This window comes from Dactylosporangium sp. NPDC000521, assembly GCF_042898305.1.
Classification (GTDB): Bacteria; Actinomycetota; Actinomycetes; order Mycobacteriales; family Micromonosporaceae; genus Dactylosporangium.
Window position 1 is genome coordinate 136936 of sequence record NZ_JBIAYW010000003.1, and the last position, 20866, is coordinate 157801.

Annotated in this window: 16 protein-coding genes; 5 read left to right on the forward strand and 11 right to left on the reverse strand. The window is 72.6% G+C overall.

The window, feature by feature from the left end; translation table 11 throughout:
- From ACFY3L_RS10810 to lipB, 3 genes are all read right to left on the reverse strand, one after another.
- The gene (locus ACFY3L_RS10810) at window positions 1-699 is read right to left on the reverse strand and encodes a DUF4191 domain-containing protein (protein WP_389321440.1); all 699 of its coding nucleotides are present in this window, start codon (window positions 697-699) and stop codon (window positions 1-3) included.
- 68 nt (window positions 700-767) lie between these two features.
- Complete coding sequence (gene lipA / locus ACFY3L_RS10815; protein WP_344506230.1) at window positions 768-1703, reverse strand: lipoyl synthase; 936 nt, start codon at window positions 1701-1703, stop codon at window positions 768-770.
- 196 nt (window positions 1704-1899) lie between these two features.
- The gene (gene lipB, locus ACFY3L_RS10820; RefSeq protein WP_389321442.1) at window positions 1900-2538 is read right to left on the reverse strand and encodes a lipoyl(octanoyl) transferase LipB; all 639 of its coding nucleotides are present in this window, start codon (window positions 2536-2538) and stop codon (window positions 1900-1902) included.
- Window positions 2539-2657: 119 nt separating this feature from the next.
- Here lipB and ACFY3L_RS10825 point away from each other — a divergent pair, with 119 nt between their 5' ends.
- Window positions 2658-3869, forward strand: coding sequence for a PHB depolymerase family esterase (locus tag ACFY3L_RS10825; RefSeq protein WP_389321444.1), 1212 nt, complete (start codon window positions 2658-2660; stop codon window positions 3867-3869).
- On the opposite strand, the gene ACFY3L_RS10830 is transcribed toward ACFY3L_RS10825, so the two are convergent.
- The 3 genes from ACFY3L_RS10830 to lpdA form a co-directional block, all read right to left on the reverse strand.
- Entirely contained in the window at window positions 3842-4741 is a 900-nt protein-coding gene (locus ACFY3L_RS10830) for a TIGR01777 family oxidoreductase (RefSeq protein ID WP_389321446.1), read from the reverse strand. The two genes, ACFY3L_RS10825 and ACFY3L_RS10830, sit on opposite strands and share 28 nt — an antisense overlap.
- A gap of 78 nt (window positions 4742-4819) precedes the next feature.
- Window positions 4820-6631, reverse strand: a complete 1812-nt coding sequence (sucB, locus tag ACFY3L_RS10835) for a 2-oxoglutarate dehydrogenase, E2 component, dihydrolipoamide succinyltransferase (RefSeq protein WP_389321448.1) — start codon at window positions 6629-6631, stop codon at window positions 4820-4822.
- Between the two features lie 50 nt (window positions 6632-6681).
- Window positions 6682-8064: a dihydrolipoyl dehydrogenase gene (gene lpdA / locus ACFY3L_RS10840; RefSeq protein ID WP_389321450.1), complete on the reverse strand. Its 1383-nt coding sequence runs from the start codon at window positions 8062-8064 to the stop codon at window positions 6682-6684.
- A gap of 170 nt (window positions 8065-8234) precedes the next feature.
- On the opposite strand from lpdA, the gene ACFY3L_RS10845 reads away from it, so the two are divergent.
- Window positions 8235-8543, forward strand: coding sequence for a hypothetical protein (locus tag ACFY3L_RS10845; RefSeq protein ID WP_389321452.1), 309 nt, complete (start codon window positions 8235-8237; stop codon window positions 8541-8543).
- Window positions 8544-8610: 67 nt separating this feature from the next.
- On the opposite strand, the gene ACFY3L_RS10850 is transcribed toward ACFY3L_RS10845, so the two are convergent.
- The gene (locus ACFY3L_RS10850; RefSeq protein WP_389321454.1) at window positions 8611-10164 is read right to left on the reverse strand and encodes a leucyl aminopeptidase; all 1554 of its coding nucleotides are present in this window, start codon (window positions 10162-10164) and stop codon (window positions 8611-8613) included.
- A 116-nt stretch (window positions 10165-10280) separates the two neighbouring features.
- Between ACFY3L_RS10850 and gcvT the strand changes: the two genes are divergently transcribed.
- Window positions 10281-11378 (forward strand): glycine cleavage system aminomethyltransferase GcvT, encoded by a 1098-nt coding sequence (gene gcvT / locus ACFY3L_RS10855; protein WP_389321456.1) that lies wholly within the window; start codon window positions 10281-10283, stop codon window positions 11376-11378.
- 1288 nt (window positions 11379-12666) lie between these two features.
- Here gcvT and ACFY3L_RS10860 read toward each other — a convergent pair.
- Both ACFY3L_RS10860 and ACFY3L_RS10865 read right to left on the reverse strand, forming a co-directional pair.
- Window positions 12667-13434 carry an adenosylcobinamide-GDP ribazoletransferase gene (locus ACFY3L_RS10860; protein WP_389321458.1) on the reverse strand — a complete coding sequence of 256 codons (768 nt, stop codon included), beginning with the start codon at window positions 13432-13434 and terminating at the stop codon, window positions 12667-12669.
- Window positions 13422-15194 (reverse strand): bifunctional adenosylcobinamide kinase/adenosylcobinamide-phosphate guanylyltransferase, encoded by a 1773-nt coding sequence (locus tag ACFY3L_RS10865; RefSeq protein ID WP_389321460.1) that lies wholly within the window; start codon window positions 15192-15194, stop codon window positions 13422-13424. Before ACFY3L_RS10865 ends, ACFY3L_RS10860 begins: the two co-directional genes overlap by 13 nt.
- 106 nt (window positions 15195-15300) lie before the next feature.
- On the opposite strand from ACFY3L_RS10865, the gene ACFY3L_RS10870 reads away from it, so the two are divergent.
- Window positions 15301-15504, forward strand: a complete 204-nt coding sequence (locus ACFY3L_RS10870) for a hypothetical protein (RefSeq protein ID WP_389321462.1) — start codon at window positions 15301-15303, stop codon at window positions 15502-15504.
- Window positions 15505-15508: 4 nt separating this feature from the next.
- The gene (locus ACFY3L_RS10875) at window positions 15509-16297 is read left to right on the forward strand and encodes a site-2 protease family protein (RefSeq protein ID WP_389321464.1); all 789 of its coding nucleotides are present in this window, start codon (window positions 15509-15511) and stop codon (window positions 16295-16297) included.
- Between the two features lie 106 nt (window positions 16298-16403).
- On the opposite strand, the gene ACFY3L_RS10880 is transcribed toward ACFY3L_RS10875, so the two are convergent.
- Both ACFY3L_RS10880 and ACFY3L_RS10885 read right to left on the reverse strand, forming a co-directional pair.
- On the reverse strand, window positions 16404-17402 hold the full coding sequence (locus ACFY3L_RS10880; protein WP_389321466.1) for an aldo/keto reductase family protein: 999 nt from the start codon (window positions 17400-17402) through the stop codon (window positions 16404-16406).
- Between the two features lie 10 nt (window positions 17403-17412).
- The gene (locus tag ACFY3L_RS10885; RefSeq protein ID WP_389321468.1) at window positions 17413-20793 is read right to left on the reverse strand and encodes a WG repeat-containing protein; all 3381 of its coding nucleotides are present in this window, start codon (window positions 20791-20793) and stop codon (window positions 17413-17415) included.
- Window positions 20794-20866 lie beyond the last annotated feature (73 nt).

Sequence of the window (20866 nt, forward strand, 5' to 3'; positions counted from 1 at the left end):
TCAGCGGCCGCGCATCGCCTTGAACGCGCCCTTCGGGGGCTTCATGTTCTTCGGCATCGCGCCGCGCGGCATCTGCGGGCGCGCGGACAGGGCCGTGAGCCGCTTGTCGAGCGCGTTGACGTCCTTGCCGGTGATCGTGCGCGGCAGCCGGACCAGCGTGTTGCGCAGCTTCGCGAGGGGCAGCTGACCCTCCTCGTTGCCGATCACGAAGTCGCGCAGGTCCGCGTTGCCGATGACCTTCACCAGGCGGCGGCGCTCCTGGTTGATCAGGCCGCGGACCCGGCTCGGGTTGCCCTCGCCGAGGAGGATCACGCCGGGCCGGCCGATGACCAGGTGCACCATGTCGAACTGCGTCGTGGAGACGATCGCGGGCGTGACCCGCCAGTCGCCGCGCATGTTCTCGATGATCGAGGCGGCCGCGCCCGGCTGCCCCTCGGCCTCGCGCATCATGGCCTTCTGTGAGCGCAGGTTGAGCACGATGACGGTGCCCAGCAGCGCGGCCAGGACGCCGATCGGCGCCCACACCCAGGACACGCCGAGGCCGATGGCCACGCCGACGGCGATGAGCGGCACGAGGACCACCACCAGGACCAGCGGGACGAAGAGCTTGTCCCGCTTGGCGGTGAACGAGAACACCATGCCGATCTGCTTGAGCCGCGTGAAGAAGGAGACCTTCTCCGGCTCCTGGGCCTTTGCCATACCTCCCACTCTAGTGGGAACCACCGACACCTTCAGCGCCCGGCCGCCACACCGTCAGCGCCCAGCCGTCACGCCTTCAGCGCGCGGCTGTCCAGGGCCTGCCGGTACAGGCGGCCGGCGCGGTACGACGAGCGCACCAGCGGCCCGCTGAGCACGCCGGCGAAGCCGATCTGCTCAGCCTCCTCGCGCAGCTCCACGAACTCCTCGGGCTTCACCCAGCGCTCCACCGGGTGGTGCCGCGGCGTCGGCCGCAGGTACTGCGTGATCGTCACCAGCTCGCAGCCGGCGTCGTGCAGGTCGCGCAGCGCCTGGGTGACCTCGGCCCGCTCCTCGCCCATGCCGAGGATCAGGTTGGACTTGGTGACGAGACCGGCGGTGCGGGCCTGCGTGATCACGTCGAGGGACCGCTCGTAGCGGAACGCGGGACGGATCCGCTTGAAGATCCGCGGGACGGTCTCCACGTTGTGCGCGAGCACCTCGGGGCCGGCCTCGAAGACCTCGCCGAGCAGCTTCGGCTCGCCGTTGAAGTCGGGGATGAGCAGCTCCACGCCGCAGCCGTCGACCAGGCCGTGGATCTGCCGGACGGTCTCCGCGTAGAGCCAGGCGCCACCGTCGGGCAGGTCGTCGCGGGCGACACCGGTCACCGTCGCGTAGCGCAGGCCCATCGTCGCCACCGACTCGGCGACCCGGCGCGGCTCGTCGGCGTCGAACTCGGCGGGCTTGCCGGTGTCGATCTGGCAGAAGTCGCACCGCCGGGTGCACTGGTCACCGCCGATGAGGAACGTCGCCTCGCGGTCTTCCCAGCACTCGTAGATGTTGGGACAGCCGGCCTCCTGGCACACCGTGTGGAGGCCCTCGCGTTGCACGAGGCCTCGCAGGTGCGTGTACTCAGGCCCCATCTTCGCGGAGACCTTGATCCACGGCGGCTTGCGCTCAATCGGCGTCTCCGCGTTTCGCGCTTCGATGCGCAGCAGACGACGGCCTTCCGGAACAACGGCAGTCACACGGGAAAGCCTACGCCCGAGGCCAGCCCAGCCGACGGGAACGCGATTGACGTCACGTCCACGAGGGTTCCCGGTCCGTACACCCGGCGATCACGCATCCGTGGCGCTCCACGACACGTCGATGGTCTATGCCGGGAGCGCGACCCCGTCGATGTCCGGCGGGCCTGCCCGGTGCCGGCCAGGCCCGCCGCCGGCCTCAGCCCTGGTGCAGCGTCGCGAGGTGCCGCTCGACCACCGGCAGGACCTCGTCGACCGTGACGTCGCGGCCCAGCTCGGCCGACAGCGACGTCACGCCCGCGTCGCGGATGCCGCACGGGACGAAGATGTCGTAGCGGGACAGGTCACAGTCGGCGTTGATGGCGAACCCGTGCAGCGTCACCCCCCGGGCGACCCGGATCCCGATCGCGGCGATCTTGCGGTCCGGCCCGCGCTCGTCGGCGGCGACCCACACCCCGCTGCGCCCCTCGACCCGGACCGTGGCCAGGCCGAACTCGGCACAGACGTCGATCAGGACCTGCTCCATGCGGCGCACGTACGCCACGACGTCGATCGGGTCGGGCAGCTTGACGATCGGGTAGCCCACCAGCTGCCCCGGGCCGTGCCAGGTGATCTTGCCGCCGCGGTCGACGTCGATGACCGGGGTGCCGTCGAACGGGCGGTCCGCGGGCTCGGTCCGCTTGCCCGCCGTGTAGACGCTCGGGTGCTCCAGCAGCAGCACCGTGTCGGGCGCGGCGCCGGTCGCGACGGCCTCATGGATCCGCCGCTGCTCGGCCAGGGCCGTCTCGTAGTCGACCAGGCCGGCCCGTACAACCTCAAAACCCAGAATGCTGGTCACGCCTCAGCGTAACGCCAGCACCCGCACGCCGACCGGGGCTGGAATGTGTGGACAACGGACATAGTGGTGCGTGAAGCGTCACACCTAGCGTGGGCATCCCCGAGAGGAAGGGCACCGCCATGCCCCGCTGGTTGCGCTTCATGCTGCCCGTGATCGCCGCCGTGGCGACCGCCGCCGGCCTGACCGTCGTGTCCACCCCCGCCTACGCCGCGTCGCTGACCGCGGTGCCGAGCTTCGGCTCCAACCCCGGCAACCTCACCATGTACAGCTACCGGCCCGACGGCCTGCCGGCGAACGCGCCGCTGGTCGTCGCCATGCACGGCTGCACCCAGAACGCCACCGACTACTTCACCAACGCCGGCTGGCGCAAGTACGCGGACCTGTGGCGCTTCGCCCTGGTCCTGCCGGAGCAGAAGTCCGCGAACAACAGCTCCAGCTGCTTCAACTGGTTCGAGACCGGCGACACGGCCCGCGGCTCCGGCGAGGCGCTGTCCGTGAAGCAGATGGTCGACTACGCCGCCACCAACTACCAGGTCAACCGCGGCCGGGTGTACGTGACGGGCCTGTCCGCCGGTGCCGCCATGACCGCCGTGATGCTCGCCACGTACCCGGACGTCTTCGCCGGCGGCGCGATCATGGCCGGCATCCCGTACCGCTGCGCGACCTCGACGACGAGCGCCTTCAGCTGCATGAACCCGGGCGTCGACAAGACCCCCGCGGCCTGGGGCGACCTGGTCCGCAACGCCTACAGCGGCTACACGGGCGCCCGCCCGCGGGTGTCGGTCTGGCACGGCACGTCGGACACGACCGTCGCCCCGGCGAACGCGACCGAGCTGCGCGACCAGTGGACGAACGTCCTCGGCGTCTCGCAGACCCCGACGTCGACCGCGTCGCTGCCCGGCGGCACGTCCCTGTCGAACTACGGCGACAAGGTCAAGGTGTACCTGGTGCAGGGCATGACGCACGCGACGCCCGTCGACCCGGGCTCGGCCACGTCGCAGTGCGGGACGGCCGGCACGTACTACAAGGACACCATCTGCTCGTCCTACTACCAGGCGCTCGACTGGGGCCTCGACGGCGGCGTGACCCCCACGGGCTCGCCGACCGCTTCGCCGTCCGCGACGCCTTCGGCTTCTCCCACGCCGACCGCCGGTCCTTGTGTCCGGGCGTCGAACTATGCGCACGTCACCGCCGGGCGGGCGCACCAGAGCGGCGGCTACGTGTACGCCAACGGGTCCAACCAGGCGATGGGCCTCTACAACGTGTTCACCACGCACGGCCTGCAGCAGACCGGCCCGAACTTCTACGTCGTCGCCGACACCGCCTGCTGAAGCGCCGCCTCGACGGTCCGGTGCGCGAACGGGAAACCCTCGCGCACCAGGACCCCGGGCAGCACCCGCTGGCTGGCCAGGGCCTCGCCGCCGAACTCGCCGGCGGCCGCCTTCAACGCGAACCCGGGCACCGGCAGCAGGTTGGGCCGGTGCAGCACCTTCGCCAGGGCCGCGGAGAACTCGGCGTTGGTGACCGGTTCGGGACCGGTGAGGTTCACCGGCCCGGCGAGGTCCCGCTGGAGGACGAACTCGACGGCGTTCAGCCAGTCCGGCAGCGACATCCACGGCAGGTACTGCCGGCCGCTGCCCATCCTCCCGCCGGCGAACAGCTTGAACTGCAGGTACAGCGGCTTCAGCAGCCCGCCGTCACGGGCGAGCGGCAGGCCGGTGCGCAGCAGCGCGACCCTCGTCCCGGCGTCCTCCGCCGGGCGGGTCGCGGCCTCCCATACCTGGCACAGGTCGGCGAGGAACCCCTCACCGGCCGGTGACTGCTCGTCGACGGCCCGGTCGCCGGTGTCGCCGTAGAACCCGACCGCGGACGAGTTCAGCAGCACCTTCGGCCGGTCCGGCCCGGCCGCGGCGATCGCCTTCGCGAGGGTCCCGGTGGTGTCGACGCGACTGGTGTGCAGGGTCCGCTTGTACTGCTCGGTCCAGCGCCGGTCGCCGACACCGGCACCGGCCAGGTTGATGACGGCGTCCTTGCCGGCGAGGGCGGACGCGTCGAGCAGACCGGCGGCCGGGTCCCAGCGCAGCTCGCCCGGGTCGCGGACGGGCCGCCGCACGAGCCGGGTGACCTGGTGCCCGGCGGCGCGCAGGTGCGGCACGAGCCGCCCGCCGAGAAACCCGGACGCGCCCGCGATGAGGATCTGCATACCCTTCATCTTGCCCACCGGACGCCCACAAACCACAAACAGGGGCGCCCACTGGGCGCCCCTGTTTCACGTGCGGTGTTACAGGCCGAGGTCGGCCTCGAAGTTGCCGCCCTCGAGACGCTCCTTGACCGTCGTCAGGAAGCGGGCCGCGTCGGCGCCGTCGACGATCCGGTGGTCGTAGGACAGCGCCAGGTACACCATGGACCGCGGCGCGATGATCTCGCCGAGCTCCGGGTCGTTGACGACGACGGCACGCTTCACGACCGCGCCGGTGCCGAGGATCGCCACCTGCGGCTGGTTGATGATCGGCGTGTCGAACAGGGCGCCGCGGCTGCCGGTGTTCGTCAGCGTGAACGTGCCGCCCGTGATGTCGTCCGGGTTCAGCTTGTTGGTGCGGGTGCGCTCGGCCACGTCCGCGATCCGCTTGGCGAGGCCGCCGAGGTTCAGGTCGCCCGCGTTGCGGATGACCGGGACGATGAGCCCCTTCTCGGTGTCGACGGCCATGCCGAGGTGCTCGGCGTCGTGGTACGTGACGGTGCCCGCCTCCAGGTCGATCGAGGAGTTCACCGACGGGTGGACCCGCAGCGCCTCGACCGCCGCGAGGGCGAAGAACGGCAGGAACGACAGCTTCACGCCGTGCGTGTCGAGGAACTGCTGCTTCGCCTTCGCCCGCAGCTTCGCCACCTTGGTGACGTCGACCTCGACGACCGTGGTGAGCTGCGCCGACACCTGCAGCGACTCGACCATGCGGCGGGCGATGAGCGCGCGCATGCGGGTCAGCTTCTGCGTCTGGCCGCGCAGCGGGCTCGGCGCCGCCTTCGCCGCCGGGACCGCCGCCCTGGGCTCCGCGGCCGGGGCCGCCGCCGGCTTGGCCTCCGCGGCCTGCTTGGCCTTGGCCGCGGCGTCGAGGACGTCCTGCTTGCGGATGCGCCCGCCGACCCCGGTGCCGGACAGCGTCGCCAGGTTGACCCCGTGCTCGGAGGCGAGCTTGCGGACCAGCGGCGTCACGTACCCGGCGTCGCCCTCGGCCTTGCCGTTGGCGCTCGGCTCGACCGAGGTGGCCGGGCCCGCGGCGACCGGAGCGGCCGCGGCCGGCTTGGTCTGCGCCGGCTGCGCGGGAGCCGGGGTGGCCGCCTGCGCGGGAGCGGCGGCCTGCTTCGGCTCCGGCTTGGGCTCGGCCGGCGGCTTGGGCTGCTCCACCTGCTGGGCGGGCTGGGCCTGCTGCACCGGCTGGGCCTCCTCGGCCGGGGCGTGCTGCGCCGGCTGGGCGCCGCCACCGCTCGCGCCCGGGGCGCCGATGACGGCCAGCTCGGCGCCGACCTCGACGGTCTCGTCCTCGGCGACCTTGATCTCCAGCAGCGTGCCGGCGACCGGCGACGGGATCTCCGTGTCGACCTTGTCGGTGGAGACCTCGAGCAGCGGCTCGTCGGCCTCGACGGCGTCGCCGACCTGCTTGAGCCAGCGGGTGACGGTGCCCTCGGTGACGGACTCGCCCAGCGCCGGCATCTTCAGCGACGTGGTCTCCCCCGACGCCGCTTCCGCGGCGGGCGCCTCGGCCTGGGGTGCCTCGGCCTGGGCGGCCGGCTCCTCCGCCTGAGCGGGCTCCTCGGCGGCGGCCGGCTCCTCGGCCGGGGCGGCACCGCCCGCGTCACCGGCGTCACCGATGACGGCGAGCTCGGCGCCGACCTCCGCGGTCTCGTCCTCCTGCACCACGATGCGCGTGAGCACCCCGGCCGCCGGTGACGGGATCTCCGTGTCGACCTTGTCGGTGGAGACCTCGAGCAACGGCTCGTCGGCCTCGACCTGGTCGCCTTCCTGCTTCAACCAGCGAGTGACGGTGCCCTCAGTGACGCTCTCGCCCAACCGGGGCATGGTGACCGATACCGGCATATGAACAGTCTCCTCGAACAGTGCTTGTGGCGGTCGGGTCCCAGATGGAATCAGTGGACGTGCAGCGGCTTTCCGGCGAGCGCCAGGAACGCCTCACCGATGGCCTCGTTCTGCGTGGGGTGCATGTGCACGAGCGGGGCGACGTCGCCCGGGAAGGCCTCCCAGTTGTAGATCAACTGACCTTCGCCGATCAGCTCGCTGACCCGGGCGCCCACCATGTGGACGCCGACGACGGGACCGTCCTTGACCCGCACCAGCTTCACGAAGCCGGCGGTCTTCAGGATCTGGCTCTTGCCGTTGCCGGACAGGTCGTACTGCAGCACCTCGATCTTGTCGCCGTGCAGCTCACGGGCCTTCGACTCGTTGAGCCCGACAGAGGCGACCTCCGGCTCCGAGTACGTGACGCGTGGGATGCCGGCCTCGTCGATCACCTGCGGGTGCTGCCCGGCGATCTCCTCGGCGACGAAGATGCCCTGCTGGAAGCCGCGGTGCGCGAGCTGGACACCCGGCACGATGTCGCCGACCGCGTAGACGCCGGGGACGCTGGTGCGCAGCCGCTCGTCGGTGATGACGAACCCGCGCTCCATCTTCACGCCCTGCTCCTCGTAGCCGAGGCCGGCCGTCGTCGGGCCGCGGCCGACCGCGACGAGCAGCAGCTCCGCCTCGATCGTCTCGCCGCCCTGGATCGTCACCTTGACGCCGGAGCCGGAGCGCTCGACCTTCTCGAACGGCTTGCCGGTCTTGAACTTGATCCCACGCTTGCGGAACGCCCGCTCCAGGGCCTTCGAGCTCGCCTCGTCCTCGACCGCGATGAGCCGCGGGAGGGCCTCGACGATCGTCACGTCCACCCCGAAGGACTTCCACGCGCTGGCGAACTCGCAGCCGATCACGCCACCGCCGAGGATCACCGCCGACGCCGGCACGTGCTCCAGGGCCAGGGCGTGCTCGCTGGTCAGCACCCGCTCGCCGTCGACGTCCAGGCCCGGCAGGGACTTGGAGTAGGAGCCCGTCGCCAGGACGACGTTCTTGCCCTTGTACCGCGTGCCTGCCACCTCGACCGTGTCGGCGGCGACGAGCCGGCCCTCGCCCTCGATCAGCGTCACCTTGCGGGCCTTCGCCAGGCCCTGCAGCCCCTTGTAGAGCTTGGTGATGACACCGTCCTTGTAGGCGTTGACCCCCTTCATGTCGACGCCGTTGAACTTCGCCTGGACGCCGAACTGCTCCGCCTCGCGGGCCGCGTCGGCGACCTCACCTGCGTGCAGCAGCGCCTTCGTAGGGATGCAGCCGCGGTGCAGGCAGGTGCCGCCGAGCTTGTCCTTCTCGACCAGGCCGACGGACAGGCCGAGCTGCGCCGCGCGGAACGCCGCCGCGTAGCCGCCGCTGCCGCCGCCCAGGATCAGGACGTCGAAGGAGTTGGCGTGTGGGTCGCTCACGAATTCTCCCAGGTGATGCACGGACCGGTTGGGTCCGTGATGGCATGACGATCCTTGGCCATCTTGTCACCACCGCTGTCCGCCTGCGACGGTAGGTGCCCCGACGTCGTACGCCGGGTGCCCGTTCGCGGGAGGTCGTCACGGCATCGTCACGGGGAGGGGCACGGATCGTGGCCTGGTTCCGCCGCAACAGAACCGCCGCAGGTGGGCGCACCGCCAACCGTGAGGACCTGCGGCACCTGGAGGAGTTCGTCCGGTCCCGGCGGGGCGTCGAAGGGTTCATCGAGCCCCGCACGGCAGTGACAGAAACGACACTGTTGCTGATCGCACACGACGGCGAGTGGACCCGCCGCCGCGTCGACGACCCGCAGGCGGCCCGCCAGTTCGCCCACAAGCTGAGCATGCCGATCTACGACGTGGCGCTCGTCGGGTACCCGCAGCGGATGCGCGACTACAACGCCCGCAACAAGCGCGTCTAGTGCTCGGCCAGCACTTGGCCAGCTCTCAGCTCTCGACCAGCTCTCGGCGGCGTCTCCTCGTTGCCGGCTAGGCCTCGGCGGCGATCTCCTCCACCAGGCCGATCAGGGTGCGCACCGGCACGCCGGTGCCGCCCTTCGCCCAGTAGCCGAACGCCTCACCGGAGTGGTAGCTGGGGCCGGCGATGTCGATGTGCGCCCACTGGACGCCCTCGGCGACGAACTCGGACAGGAACACGCCGCCCTGCAGCATGTGCCCCGCCCGGTCCATGCCCGCGTTGACCTGCGAGATGTCGGCGACCTCGGAGTCCATGCCCTTGCGGACGTCCTCCGGCAGCGGCATCGGCCACGCCGGCTCGCCGGCCAGGTCGCCCGCGGCGCGGACCCGCTCGCACAGCTCCGGCGTGCCCATCACCCCGGAGATCCGCTTGCCGAGCGCGATCACCTGGCCGCCGGTCAGCGTCGACACCTCGAACAGGTAGTCGGGCTCGTCCTCGCACGCCCGGGCGATCGCGTCACCGAGGATCATGCGGCCCTCGGCGTCGGTGTTGAGCACCTCGACCTTGCGGCCGTTGTACATCGTCACGACGTCGCCCGGCCGGTACGCGCTGCCGGACGCCATGTTCTCGGCCATCGGCGCGTACGCCACGACAGCGACCTTCGGCTTCAGCGCCGCGATCGCGATCATCGTCGACACGACCGCCGCCGCACCCGACATGTCGGACTTCATCTCCCACATGCCCTGCGCCGGCTTGATCGACACGCCGCCCGTGTCGAACGTGATGCCCTTGCCGATCAGCGCCACCCTTCTCGTCGCGCCCGCCGGCTCGTACGCGATCCGCACCAGCCGCGGCGCCGCCGCCGAGCCGAGCCCGACCGCGAGGATGCCGCCGTACCCCTGCTTCGCCAGAGCCTTCTCGTCCAGGACGGTCACGTCCAGCTGCGCCGCCTCCGCGGCCTCCTTCGCCTGCGCGGCGAACTGGGGCGGGCGCAGCTCGTTCGGCGCGGTGTTGATCCAGTCGCGGGTCCGGGTCACGGCCGCGGTCACCGTCCCGGTCCGCTTCACCGCCGCCTTCGCCAGGCGCGCCGCCGCGTCGGGCACGTGCAGCACCACCTTGCGGACCGGGTCCTTGCGGACCGCCTTCGTCTTGTACCCGGCGAACTGGTACGCCCCCAGCACCGCGCCCTCGGCGACGGCCCGCACGCCCGCGGTCAGCTCGTCGTCGGTGAGCGGGTCCCGGTCCGACAGCGGCAGCACGAGCGCCACCGACGTGGACCCGGCCAGGGCGCGCGTCGCCGACCCGGCGGCCCGCCGCAGCGTCTCCGCCGCGGGAGCGGCACCCGCCGGCTCCGGCCCGAGCCCCACCGCCACCACGAGCGGCGCCGTCACCGCGCCGAACGCGGCGACCTTCGTCACCTCGCCGACCGCCCCGGTCGCGCCGAGCATCCGCAGCGTCTCGGCCAGCCCGCCACCCGGCCGATCGCTGAACGCCGCCGCGACACTCTCCGCTCCGGAGGCGAGCAGCAGCTTGGCATCACCGCCGTCGTGTGCGTACACGCCGACGACCACGGCGTCGACGGCGAGCTCGGCGGGGTCGGTGTCGACCAGGTTCAGGGCGGTCACTCGGGCTCCACATCACTGGTGTGTTCTGCGTCAGCGTCGGTTGCGGCGGTACCGCACCTTCAGCATGCCGTCGAATCGGGTGCTGGACACGATAACCAACGCGATAGGTTGCGGGCATGACGCAACCCTTGCGGCACCCCGCGTTGTATCACCGCCATGCGGCGCTCGGTGCCAAGTTCGCGGCGTTCGGTGGCTGGGAGATGCCCCTGGAATACGCCGGAGGCGGCGTGCTCAAGGAGCACGCAGCGGTCCGGGAGGACGCCGGCGTGTTCGACGTGTCGCACCTGGGCAAGGCCCGGGTCCGCGGCCGCGGCGCCGCCGACTTCGTCAACCGCTGCCTCAGCAACGACCTCAACCGTATCGCCGCAGGTCAGGCGCAGTACACCCTGTGCCTCGACGAATCCGGCGGCGTGGTCGACGACCTCATCGCGTACCGCTTCGGCGACGACGACGTCTTCCTCATCCCCAACGCGGCCAACACCGCCGAGGTCGTCCGCCGGCTCGTCGCCGCGGCCCCGACCGGGATCAGCGTCGTCGACCAGCACGAGATCTTCGCCGTCCTCGCCGTGCAGGGCCCCCGCTCCGCGGAGCTGCTGTCCGGCATCGGACTGCCGACGAGCCACGACTACATGAGCTTCACCGTCTCGGCCTTCGAAGGCAGCGACGTCGTGGTGTGCCGCACGGGGTACACCGGCGAACACGGCTACGAGCTGGTCGTGCCCTCCCATGACGCCCACACCCTCTGGGACGCGATCACCGCCGCCGGCGCCCGCCCGTGCGGCCTCGCCGCCCGCGACACGCTGCGCACCGAGATGGGGTACCCCCTGCACGGCCAGGACCTGTCGCTGGACATCAGCCCCGTCCAGGCCCGCTCGGGCTGGGCCGTCGGCTGGAGCAAGGAGCAGTTCTGGGGCCGCGACGCCCTGCTGGCCGAGAAGGCCGCCGGCCCGCGCCGCCTCCTCTTCGGCATCGAGTCCCTGGACCGCGGCATCCCCCGGGCCCACATGGCCGTTCTCCCGGCCTCCGGGGACACCCCGATCGGCGAGGTGACCAGCGGCACGTTCTCCCCGACCCGCAAGGTCGGCATCGGCCTGGCCCTCATCGACACCTCGGCCGGGGTGTCGGAGGGTGACGAGGTCGCCCTGGACGTCCGCGGCCGCCGCTCCACCGTCCGCGTCGTGAGACCCCCGTTCGTGAAGTCCAACGTCCGCTGACGCTCTACTGCTTCCGGGCGGGACTGCCATTGCACGCCCCGCCCGGAGCAGCGGTTATCGCCTTTCGTGATTGATCGACTCCGCTTCTGAAGATCAATTAGGATGGTGGGAGTAGGGTGCAGAAAGCGGAGCAGGCACACACCGGCCTGGCCCGCCTCCCCGCCATTCGAGCAACGACGCCGTGACCGCATGCCCTGTCCCGACCAGCCGCCTAACCCCGCCTACCCGCGCCCGCCCGCCCGCGCAACAGCCCGGCGCGATGCCCGCCCCCGCGTCGCCCCGAAAGACGCCCGCCTTGCGTCGCCCGCCTTGCGTCGCCCGCTTCACGTCACCCCTCAGCGGCGGGGCGAGCGGTTTGCGGAGAGACGTCCGCCTCGCGTCGCACCTGAGCGGCGGGGCGGTTGCCGACAGGACGGCGCGGGGCCGGGCCAGGGGGTGGTGGCGAGGACCAGCCAGGCGGTCGTTGTGGCAAGTTCCACAGTGGCGCCGATCACGTCGCCGGTGACGCCGCTGAGGCAGTGGTCTGGCGTGCTGGGCCAGGACCCAGGCAGCGACGGCGGCGAGGCGGCACGTCGTCCCCGATCCGTAAGGTCGGCATCGGCTTGGCCCTCATCGACACTTAGACAGGAGTGCCGGAGCATCGACACCTCGGCAGGGGTGCCGGAGGGTGGCGAGGCCGCCCTGGATGTCCGCGCCCGTTGCCCGGCCGTCTGCGTCGTGGAGCCCCAGTTCGTGCGGTCGGACGTCCGCTGATGAGGCGTGCCGCGTCGCCGTCCTCGCGCACCGGCGGCGGTGGTACGCCATCACTTTGCCCGAGGGTAGGTCGGTGGGTGGCGGGCGCTGGTCCTCGTGGCGTGATCCAAGGACGGCCGTGGCTGTCCGCACGGCCGGATCCGTCCTTGGATCAACGGTGGGGGTGGCGTGCGAGCGGCGCCACCAGCGTCGGCCAATGTTGAGGCCGCTCGGGACGTCCGTGGCCGTTGCCCGGCCGTCTTCGTCGTGGAGTCCCCGTTCGTGCAGTCGAACGTCTGCTGATGAGGCGTTTCCGGGTGGCGTGCGGGCGTCGACGGCAGGGCTGCGGGCGGAGGTGCCATCGCCGCGTCGCCGTCCTTGCGTCTGTGGTTCTCAAACCGCCGGCGGTGGGTGGTGGCGGGGGCTGGTCCTGATGGCGTGATCCAAGGATGGCCGTGGCTGTGCGCACGGCCGGATTCGTCCTTGGATCAACGGTGGGGGGCGTGCGAGCAGCGTCGCCAGCGCTCGGCGGTGTCAGTCAGTCGGTGTCAGTCAGTCAAGGGGTGGTGGCGAGGACCAGCCAGGCGGTCGTTGTGGCAAGTTCCACAGCGGCGCCGATCACGTCGCCGGTGATGCCGCCGAGGCGGCGTCTCGTGTGGTGGGTCAGGGACCAGGCGGTGGCGGCGGCCAGGAGAACCGCGAGCGGGGCGCGGATCGGGTCGGTGAAGCCCGTCGTGGTGGCCAGGCCGGCCGCGGCGGCGGCGAGCAGCAGGGTGACCGTGGCGATCAGCGGGCGGGGGAGGGTCGCGGCGACCAGGGCGCCGAGGCCCTCGGGGCGCGCCGCCGGCAGGCCCGCGCGGCAGGCGATCGTGGCGCCGAGGCGGCCCGCGGCGACGCCGGTGACGATCATGGTCAGGGCGGCCGGCCACGGGTGGGACAGGATGCCGGTCAGGGCGGCCGTGTCGAGCAGCAGCACCGACACGATGGACACCACGCCGAAAGGGCCGATGTCCGATTTTTTCATGATTTCTAGGGCTCTGTCGGTCGGGGCGAACGAGCCCAGGCCGTCGGCCGTGTCCGCCAGGCCGTCCAGGTGGAGGGCGCGGGTGCAGACGGCGGCGAGGGCGACCGTCGCGGCCGCGGCCAGCAGGGGCGACGCGCCCGCGGAGCGCAGCCCGAGGGCGGCGCCCGCCAGTACGACTCCCAGTATGACGCCGACCAGGGGAGCCACGGCCATCGCCGTGCGGGCCGCCGGCCGGTCGACCCGCGACACGCCCAGCGGGGCGATCGTGAAGAGGGTCAGGGCGAGCCTCAGTCCTCCCACGACGGTTTCACGTACGGCATCTCGGCGGTGGGGGAGTCGGCGACGACCCGCTGGATCTCCGCCTCGATCCGCTCCTGCTCGGTGAGGCCGTCGGAGGGCGGATCGGCGGGAACCGGCACGCGGGGCGGGGTCGCCGCGGCCAGGGTGAGCGCCGTGTTGATCAGCGGCAGCGTGGCCAGGGCCGTGCCGCCTTCGCCGAGGCTGAGCTTGAGCTGCAGGAACGGGGTCACGCCGAGCACGTCGGCGGCGAGCTTCACCGTCGGGTTCTCGCCGTGGTCGGGCATGAGGAGCCAGTGGCGGGTCTGCGCGCCGTAGTCGCGGGCGACCAGGCCGGCGGCGATGCCCACCGGGCCGTCGATCATGACGGGCAGCTTGCGGGACGCGGCGCCGAGCAGGACGCCGGTCGCGACCGCGATGTCGCCGCCGCCGAGCATCGACAGGATCGTGTGCGGCTCGCGGCTGCGGGCGCGGATGCGGTGCCGGGCGTCGCGGATCGCGCCGACCTTGCGGATCCAGGCGGCGTCGTCGACGAAGCCGGTCGCGTCGACGACCCGGCCGAGCAGCGCGGCGGGCTCGCCGCCGGTGAGGACGGCCACGATCGCCGCGGCGGCCGCGTCGGAGCCGGAGCCGCAGGCGCCCAGGACGAGCAGGTCGACACCCTCGTTGGCGGCGGCGTCGGCGAGCCGCCAGCCGAGGGTCAGCGCCGCGTCGACGCTGGTGTCGTCGAGGGCGTCGTGCAGCTCGGCGGGGCCCGCCTCGGGGCAGTCGATGGCCTGCACGCTGGCGCCGGCGGTGGCGGCGAGCATCGCCAGGGTGCCGGTGCCCTCCACGACGTCCTGGAGGCGCTCGTCGGCGGCCGCCGACGAGTCACCGGCCGCGAAGCCGCCGGTCCGGTCGCCCCGCAGGACCAGGATCCGCGGCTGCTGCCACGGGCGCGGGTCGGGCCGGCCCTGGGCGCCGCCGGCGAAGCGGACGACGGGCACGAGCCCGCCCAGGCCGGCGCCGTTGAGCTTGAGGGTCAGCAGTCGCTCGCCGGCCTCGGCCGCGGTCGACTCGTCGGGCAGCGGCAGCTCCATGCCCGGCTGGAACGACAGGGCCTCGCCGCCGTCGGCCGTCGACAGCACCGCCCCGGCGACCGCACCGGTGAAGGAGAACGGCGCGGCGGCCACGACAGGGGCGGCGGCCTCCCGGCCGCCCGCGAAGCCGACGCCGGCGCCGCCGCGCAGCCAGGTGACCTCCCCGGCGACGACCATGGCGACCCCGTCGCTGGCGGCCGCGACCCGCTGGTTGAGCAGCCCGTTGGCGTCGGCGAAGGTGCGCCCGGCCTCAGTGGCGGGCATCACAGCGAGCCCGACCTCGGGCGCGACCAGGACCAGCAGCGCCGCCGGGCAGCCGCGGACGGCGTCGGCGAGCGCGGCGATGCGTCCGTCCGCGGCGTGCGCGTCGGACCAGTCGCCGGCGGTGTCGAACACGGCGGTGAGCCACCCGCCGAGGTCGTCGACGAGCAGCACGTCCTCGGGCTTCGCGCTGTGCAGCAGGTCCGCGAGGCGCTCCGGCTCGGTGCCGATCTCCTCGGTGCTCCAGCCCGCGGGCCGTCGCTCCCGGTGCCTGGCCAGCCGCGCCGACCACGCCTCATCGGTCAGTCCGCCCGGCAACTCGGGCGTGGTCGCGACATAGCGCACCCGCTCCGCGTCCGCGACGAGCGACTCCGCCACTTCCGACTTCCCGGACCGGATTCCACCGAGCACCAGCAACCGCATGCCCCGTACTTTATGGCCCGGGGTTCACTTTCCGGTGGGCGGCATCGGCACATCGCGGTCTTGCCGATACGCTCGAAACTACCTACCTGGGACGGGAGCGTGACTGATGGCGTGGACATGGCAGTTCGAAGACGCTGAGAGCCGGACGGTCGACGGCCCGAACGAGGCGTTTTCCAGCCAGTCCGACGCGGAGTCCTGGCTCGGCCAGAGCTGGCGTGAGCTGGTCGCCAAGGGCGCTACGACGGCGATCCTGACCGAGGACGAGCGCACGGAGTACAAGATGAGCCTTCTGCCGGCGGCGGAGGGCTGACACGGTGGCCTTCGGCCGGTCGCCGGGGCGCGTCGCGGGGCTGCCCCGTGAGGCGTTCCGGCCGAGCCCGCTCTTCCTCGGCATCCTCGCGCTGTTCGCGGTCTCCGGCTGGATGACCTGGACGGGGTTCGGCAGCGAGCAGGTCGACGTGTTCCTGTTCGTCGCGTCGGGCTGGACGGTCTCACTGTGCCTGCACGAATACGCGCACGCCCTCGTCGCGTACAAGGGCGGCGACCACGACGTGGCGCACCGCGGCTACCTGACGCTCGATCCGCTGAAGTACGCCCACCCGCTGCTGTCCATCGTGCTGCCGGTGGTGTTCCTGCTGATCGGCGGCATCGGCCTGCCCGGCGGCGCCGTGTGGGTCAACCACTCGGTGATCCGCAGCCGGTTCATGGACAGCCTGATCAGCTTCGTCGGGCCGGCCACCAACATGGTCCTCGCCGTCGTGCTGGTCCTGCCGTTCGCGATGGGCATGGACCACGGCGGCACCGAGGCGTTCTGGGCCGCCCTGGCGTTCCTGGCGTTTCTGCAGCTGACGGCGAGCATCCTCAACTTCGTGCCGATGCCCGGCGTGGACGGCGGCAACCTGCTCTTCCCGTGGCTGAGCCCGCAGTGGCAGCGGGGGTTCAACCACGTCGCGCCGTACGGGATGCTGCTGCTGATCGCGCTGCTGTGGTCACCGGTGATCAACGCGTGGTTCTTCACCATCGTGCTCGGCATCGGTGACGTGCTCGGCCTGCCGAGGGAGCTCGTCAGCGACGGTCTCAACCTGTTCCGCTTCTGGTCGTGAGACGAGGGCCGTCGAAACGGCCCCCGTCACAACCGATCAGGAACCGTCGCAGCGGCCCCCGTCACAACCGGTCAGGGACCCGTCGAAACGGCCCCGCCTCAACCGGTCAGGGGCGCTTGGCGGGGCTCTGCGTCTTGCCCGGGTCGCGCTCCACGACCGGGTCGAGCACCTCGTCGATCCGCTTGAGCAGCTCCGTGTCGAGCTTCACGCCCGCCGCCTTCACGTTGTCCTGCAGCTGCTCGGGGCGGGTCGCCCCGACGATCGCCGAGGACACGTTCGGGTTCTGCAGCACCCACGCGACGCCCAGCTGCGCCATGGTCAGCCCGGCCTGCTCGGCGAGCGGCTTGAGCTGCTGCACCGCGGTGAGCACCTCGTCGCGCAGCAGCGTGGAGATGAAGCCGGCGCCCGACTTCTCGTCGGTGGCCCGCGACCCGGCCGGCGGCGGCTGGCCCGGCAGGTACTTGCCGGTGAGGACGCCCTGAGCCAGCGGCGACCACACGATCTGGCCGATGCCGAGCTCCTGCGACGTCGGGACGACCTCCGCCTCGATGACCCGGTACAGCGCCGAGTACTGCGGCTGGTTGGAGACCAGCTGGATCTTCAATTCGCGCGCGAGTGCGTGAGCGGCCTTGATCTCGTCCGCCCGCCACTCCGAGACGCCGATGTAGTGCGCCTTGCCGCTGCGCACCACGTCGGCGAACGCCTCCATGGTCTCCTCGAGCGGGGTCGCGTAGTCGTACCGGTGAGCCTGGTACAGGTCGACATAGTCCGTCTGCAGGCGACGGAGCGAGCCGTTGATCGACTCGAGAATGTGCTTCCGTGACAGGCCGCGGTCGTTGCGGCCCGGGCCAGTCGGCCAGTAGACCTTGGTGAAGATCTCCAGGCCCTCGCGGCGCTGCCCCTTCAGGGCCTCGCCGAGCACGACCTCCGCCCGGGTGCCGGCGTAGACGTCGGCGGTGTCGAACGTGGTGATGCCGAGGTCGAGGGCGGCGTGCACGCAGGCGGTCGCCTGCTCCGCCTCGACCTGCGAGCCGTGGGTGATCCAGTTGCCGTACGAGATCTCGCTGACGAGCATCCCGGACCGGCCGAGGTGACGAAACTCCATGACTAACTGCTTACATGACGGGGCGCGTGTCGGCGAGCAGACGGTCGATCTCGTCCGTCACCCCGGTCCGGCTCGGGAACGTGGCCTCGATCACGGTCCGGCCGCGCCGGTCGAGAGCGCCCCACCGCTGCGAGTCGTCCACGAACAGGAACGCGACCGGGTGGATCATCAGCGTGTGGTGGATCGGCGGCACCAGCACCCGGCCCGACCGGTCCACGACACCCTTGCGCCCGTCCAGCGAAACGACGGCGAGACCTTCGTCACTGAAGCCGTCGATGTACCGGCCGTCGAGCAGCGCGGTGGCGAACCCGTCGTACTGGAACGACACGACGACCCGGCCGACGCTGTCGACGGCGCCCCAGTGCTCGCCGCGCCGGACCGCCGCGACCCCGCGCCGGAACGGCCGCACGTCGTCGTACCCGGTCGAGATGAGCACCGCGTTGGTCTTGTCGATCGCGATCCAGCGGTTCGTGCCGTCGCGGGACACCCAGGCGACCCCGTCGGAGAAGCTGCCGACGCCCAGGTACCCGGCGCTGGGCTCGATGAGCAGCTTGCCGGTGTCGTCGATGAGCTCCCACGTCTCGGACCCCTGCCGCTGCACCCACGCCACGCCGTCGCGGAACGGCTGCACGTCCAGGTAGCCGGGGCCGATGCAGAAGTTGCCGTCGGGTTCGATGTACCCCCAGCGCTGGCTCTGCTCGTCGAACGCGGGCGTCGGCGCCTTGCGGATCTGCAGGATCTCCTCGCGGCTGCGCGGGTACGGGCCCCACCCCTTCTCGGCGACCCGCCGGAACACCGCGTCGAGCGCCAGCTCGGTCTGCGCGATGAGCTCCGGGTCCTCCTCCTTGCGCAGGTCGAGGGCCCGTTCGAAGTGGTTGCAGGCCTCCATGTAGCGGCCCTGGTCGTAGGCGCACTTGCCGGCGTGCTGGTGCATGGTGGCGCGCAGCCGGTCCGGCAGCTCGCTGGAGTTGGCGAGCGTGAAGAGCCGGTCGGCCTCCTCGAACTCCTCCCGCCACTGCAGCACGTGCGCCAGCCGTGCCTGCGCGATCGCGATCCGGCGCAGCTCACCGGTCGCCTCGGCGTGCGCGAGGGCGAGCTTGCCGTCCGCGAACGCCTTCGGCAGGTCGTTCAGGATCCGGGACACCACGGCGCGCAGGCTCAGCAGCCGCGCCCGCGTCGGGTTGTCCTCGACGCGGTTCAGCTTCGCGGTCAGCGAGTCGCGGATCTCGGTGAGCTCCCGCACCTCGTCGCCCTCGATCTGCTCACGCAGCGTGTCGGGGTCGAAGCGCCACACGTACCCGGCGAGGACCTGCTCCGGGTCGGGCCCCGCGGCCTCCTCCGGCTTCTGCTCGCCGCGCCCGGGCGCCGCCGGCGACGTCGGCAGCAGCGCCGCCAGCTCGGCCGGGAACCCTTCCGCACCGGGCCGCACGATCGGCAGATAGCCCGTCGCCTGCAGCCCGTCGACGCCCGCCCCGGTCAGCGGCGCGGAGCGATAGGCGTCCATCGCCGTCTGCTGCACCGCGCCGGACCCCTCGGGTTCCGTTTGCGGCGTCGGTACTGCCTGCGCCGGCCCTTCCGCGTCGCCGCCTCCGGCGGGCCCGAACGCGTTGAACTGCACGTCCGGCGCGTCCAGCGGTGGCGCGCTCAGCGGCGCGACCGTCACGACCACCTCGTCGCCGGCCGGCGGCTTCACACCTTCGGCCACCGCACCGCCCCCGCCGGCCACGGGCGCCGCGGCCACGGGCGCCGCCGGCACGGGAGCGGCCGGGACGGGAGCGGCCGGGACGGGAGCGGCCTGCGCCGGCGCGGCGGAGACGGGCACGGACGAGACCGGCACCGAGGAGACGGGCGCCGCGGAGATCGGGGCCGAGGAGACGGGCGCCGCGGACACCGGCCGGTTGCCCGGGTCCTCGTGCCGGCCGTGCCCGGCGTGCCACGAGGGGGCGGACGACACCGGCGCGGACGACACGGGCTGGTCGGCGAGGTCCTCGTGCCGGCCGTGACCCGGCACCTGGGAGTGCGGCGCGGCCGAGACCGGTGCCGACGAGACCGGTGCCGACGAGACCGGCGCGGCCGACACGGGTGCGTCGGGCATGCCGTGGTCGCCGTGCGCCGGGGCGCCCTGGACCGGGGCGCCGTAGGTGCGTCCCTGCTGCGGGGCGCCGTGCTGGCCCGGTCCGCCACCCGGCTGGGCGGGGGCGCCGTAGACGGTGGAGCGGCCCTGACCGCCGTACGTCGTCCCGGCCGGCGGTGCGCTCATCGGCGCGTCCACCGGCGGGGGAGCGCCGTAGACCGTGGCCCGGCCCGCGCCGGGCGGGGCCGACTGCGGTGCGGCCGGCGGAGCGGCGCCGCGGCGCACGCGGGGGACCTCGTCGGTCGGCTCGTTCAGGGCGGTGTTGCGCGGCCGGCCGTGCCCCTGCTGCGGGTGCCCGTACCCGGGCGGCGGACCGTCGAAGCCCCGCCGGTCGTCGTAACCCCGCCGGTCGTCGTACCCGGGCTCGTATCCGCGGCGGTCGTCGTGCCGGAAGTCGCCGCGCCGCTCGTCGTAGCCGGCGTCATACCCGCGCCGGTCGTCGCGGCGGTCGTCGTACCCGCGGCGGTCGTCGCGCCGGAAGTCGTCACGCCGGTCGTCGTGCCCGGGCTCGTATCCGCGGCGGTCGTCGTGCCGGACTTCGCCGCGCCGGTCGTCCCGGCGGTCGTCGTCGTAGCCCCGCCGGTCGTCGCGCCGGGGATCCCCGCGCCGGTCGTCGTCAAAGCCGCGCCGGTCGTCGCGGCGGGGGTCGTGACCGGCGTGCCCCCGCCGGTCGTCATACCCCGCGTCATACCCGGGGTCGTACCCGCGGCGGTCGTCGAAGGGCGCGTCGTAGCCACGCCGGTCGTCGTACGGGCCGTCGTGGCCGCGCTCGTGCCCGCGGCGGTCGTCGCGCCCCTGCTGCGGGTGGCGCCCCTGCTGCGGCACCTGCGGATACCCCTGTTGTCCCGGGTAGCCGCCCTGCTGCGGACGCCCCTGCTGCGGGGGACGGCCCTGCTGCGGGACCTGCGGCGGCTGGTACCCCTGCGGCGGAGGCCCGCCCTGCACCCAGCGTGGCTGCGGACGGCCGTGCTCGTCGACGGGCCCGCGAGGATCACCGGCGCGCGGATCGGTCAGGCGCGGGTCGCCGGGGTGCCGCGGGTCGCCGCCAAACGGCCGGCCCTGCTGGCGGCGGCCGGACGGGTCGTCGCCCCACTGCTCGCCGCCCTGATGGTGCGGACCGTGCTCCGGACCGCCGCGACCCGACGGCGCCTGCTCGTCACGTCGCTGCTCCGGCACCCTGGTCCACGGCATCGTCTGCGCTGCGGCCCAGGTGGGCGCGGCGGTTCCCGGCTCTTCCCCCGGGTACTCGTCGCTCACAGCTTCGCTCTCCTCGCCCCACACCGGCGCCAGTCATGCACCGGCGCCCGCCACGCGCCTACCCGGTGAAATC

Bases quoted from the DNA above. Each gene is read 5' to 3' on its own strand.
- ACFY3L_RS10810 (WP_389321440.1), bottom strand. From the start codon at position 699: ATGGCAAAGGCCCAGGAGCCGGAGAAGGTCTCCTTCTTCACGCGGCTC.
- ACFY3L_RS10880 (WP_389321466.1), bottom strand. From the start codon at position 17,402: ATGGAGTTTCGTCACCTCGGCCGGTCCGGGATGCTCGTCAGCGAGATC.
- ACFY3L_RS10865 (WP_389321460.1), bottom strand. From the start codon at position 15,194: ATGCGGTTGCTGGTGCTCGGTGGAATCCGGTCCGGGAAGTCGGAAGTG.
- ACFY3L_RS10830 (WP_389321446.1), bottom strand. From the start codon at position 4,741: ATGCAGATCCTCATCGCGGGCGCGTCCGGGTTTCTCGGCGGGCGGCTC.
- ACFY3L_RS10825 (WP_389321444.1), top strand. From the start codon at position 2,658: ATGCCCCGCTGGTTGCGCTTCATGCTGCCCGTGATCGCCGCCGTGGCG.
- gcvT (WP_389321456.1), top strand. From the start codon at position 10,281: ATGACGCAACCCTTGCGGCACCCCGCGTTGTATCACCGCCATGCGGCG.
- sucB (WP_389321448.1), bottom strand. From the start codon at position 6,631: ATGCCGGTATCGGTCACCATGCCCCGGTTGGGCGAGAGCGTCACTGAG.
- ACFY3L_RS10870 (WP_389321462.1), top strand. From the start codon at position 15,301: ATGGCGTGGACATGGCAGTTCGAAGACGCTGAGAGCCGGACGGTCGAC.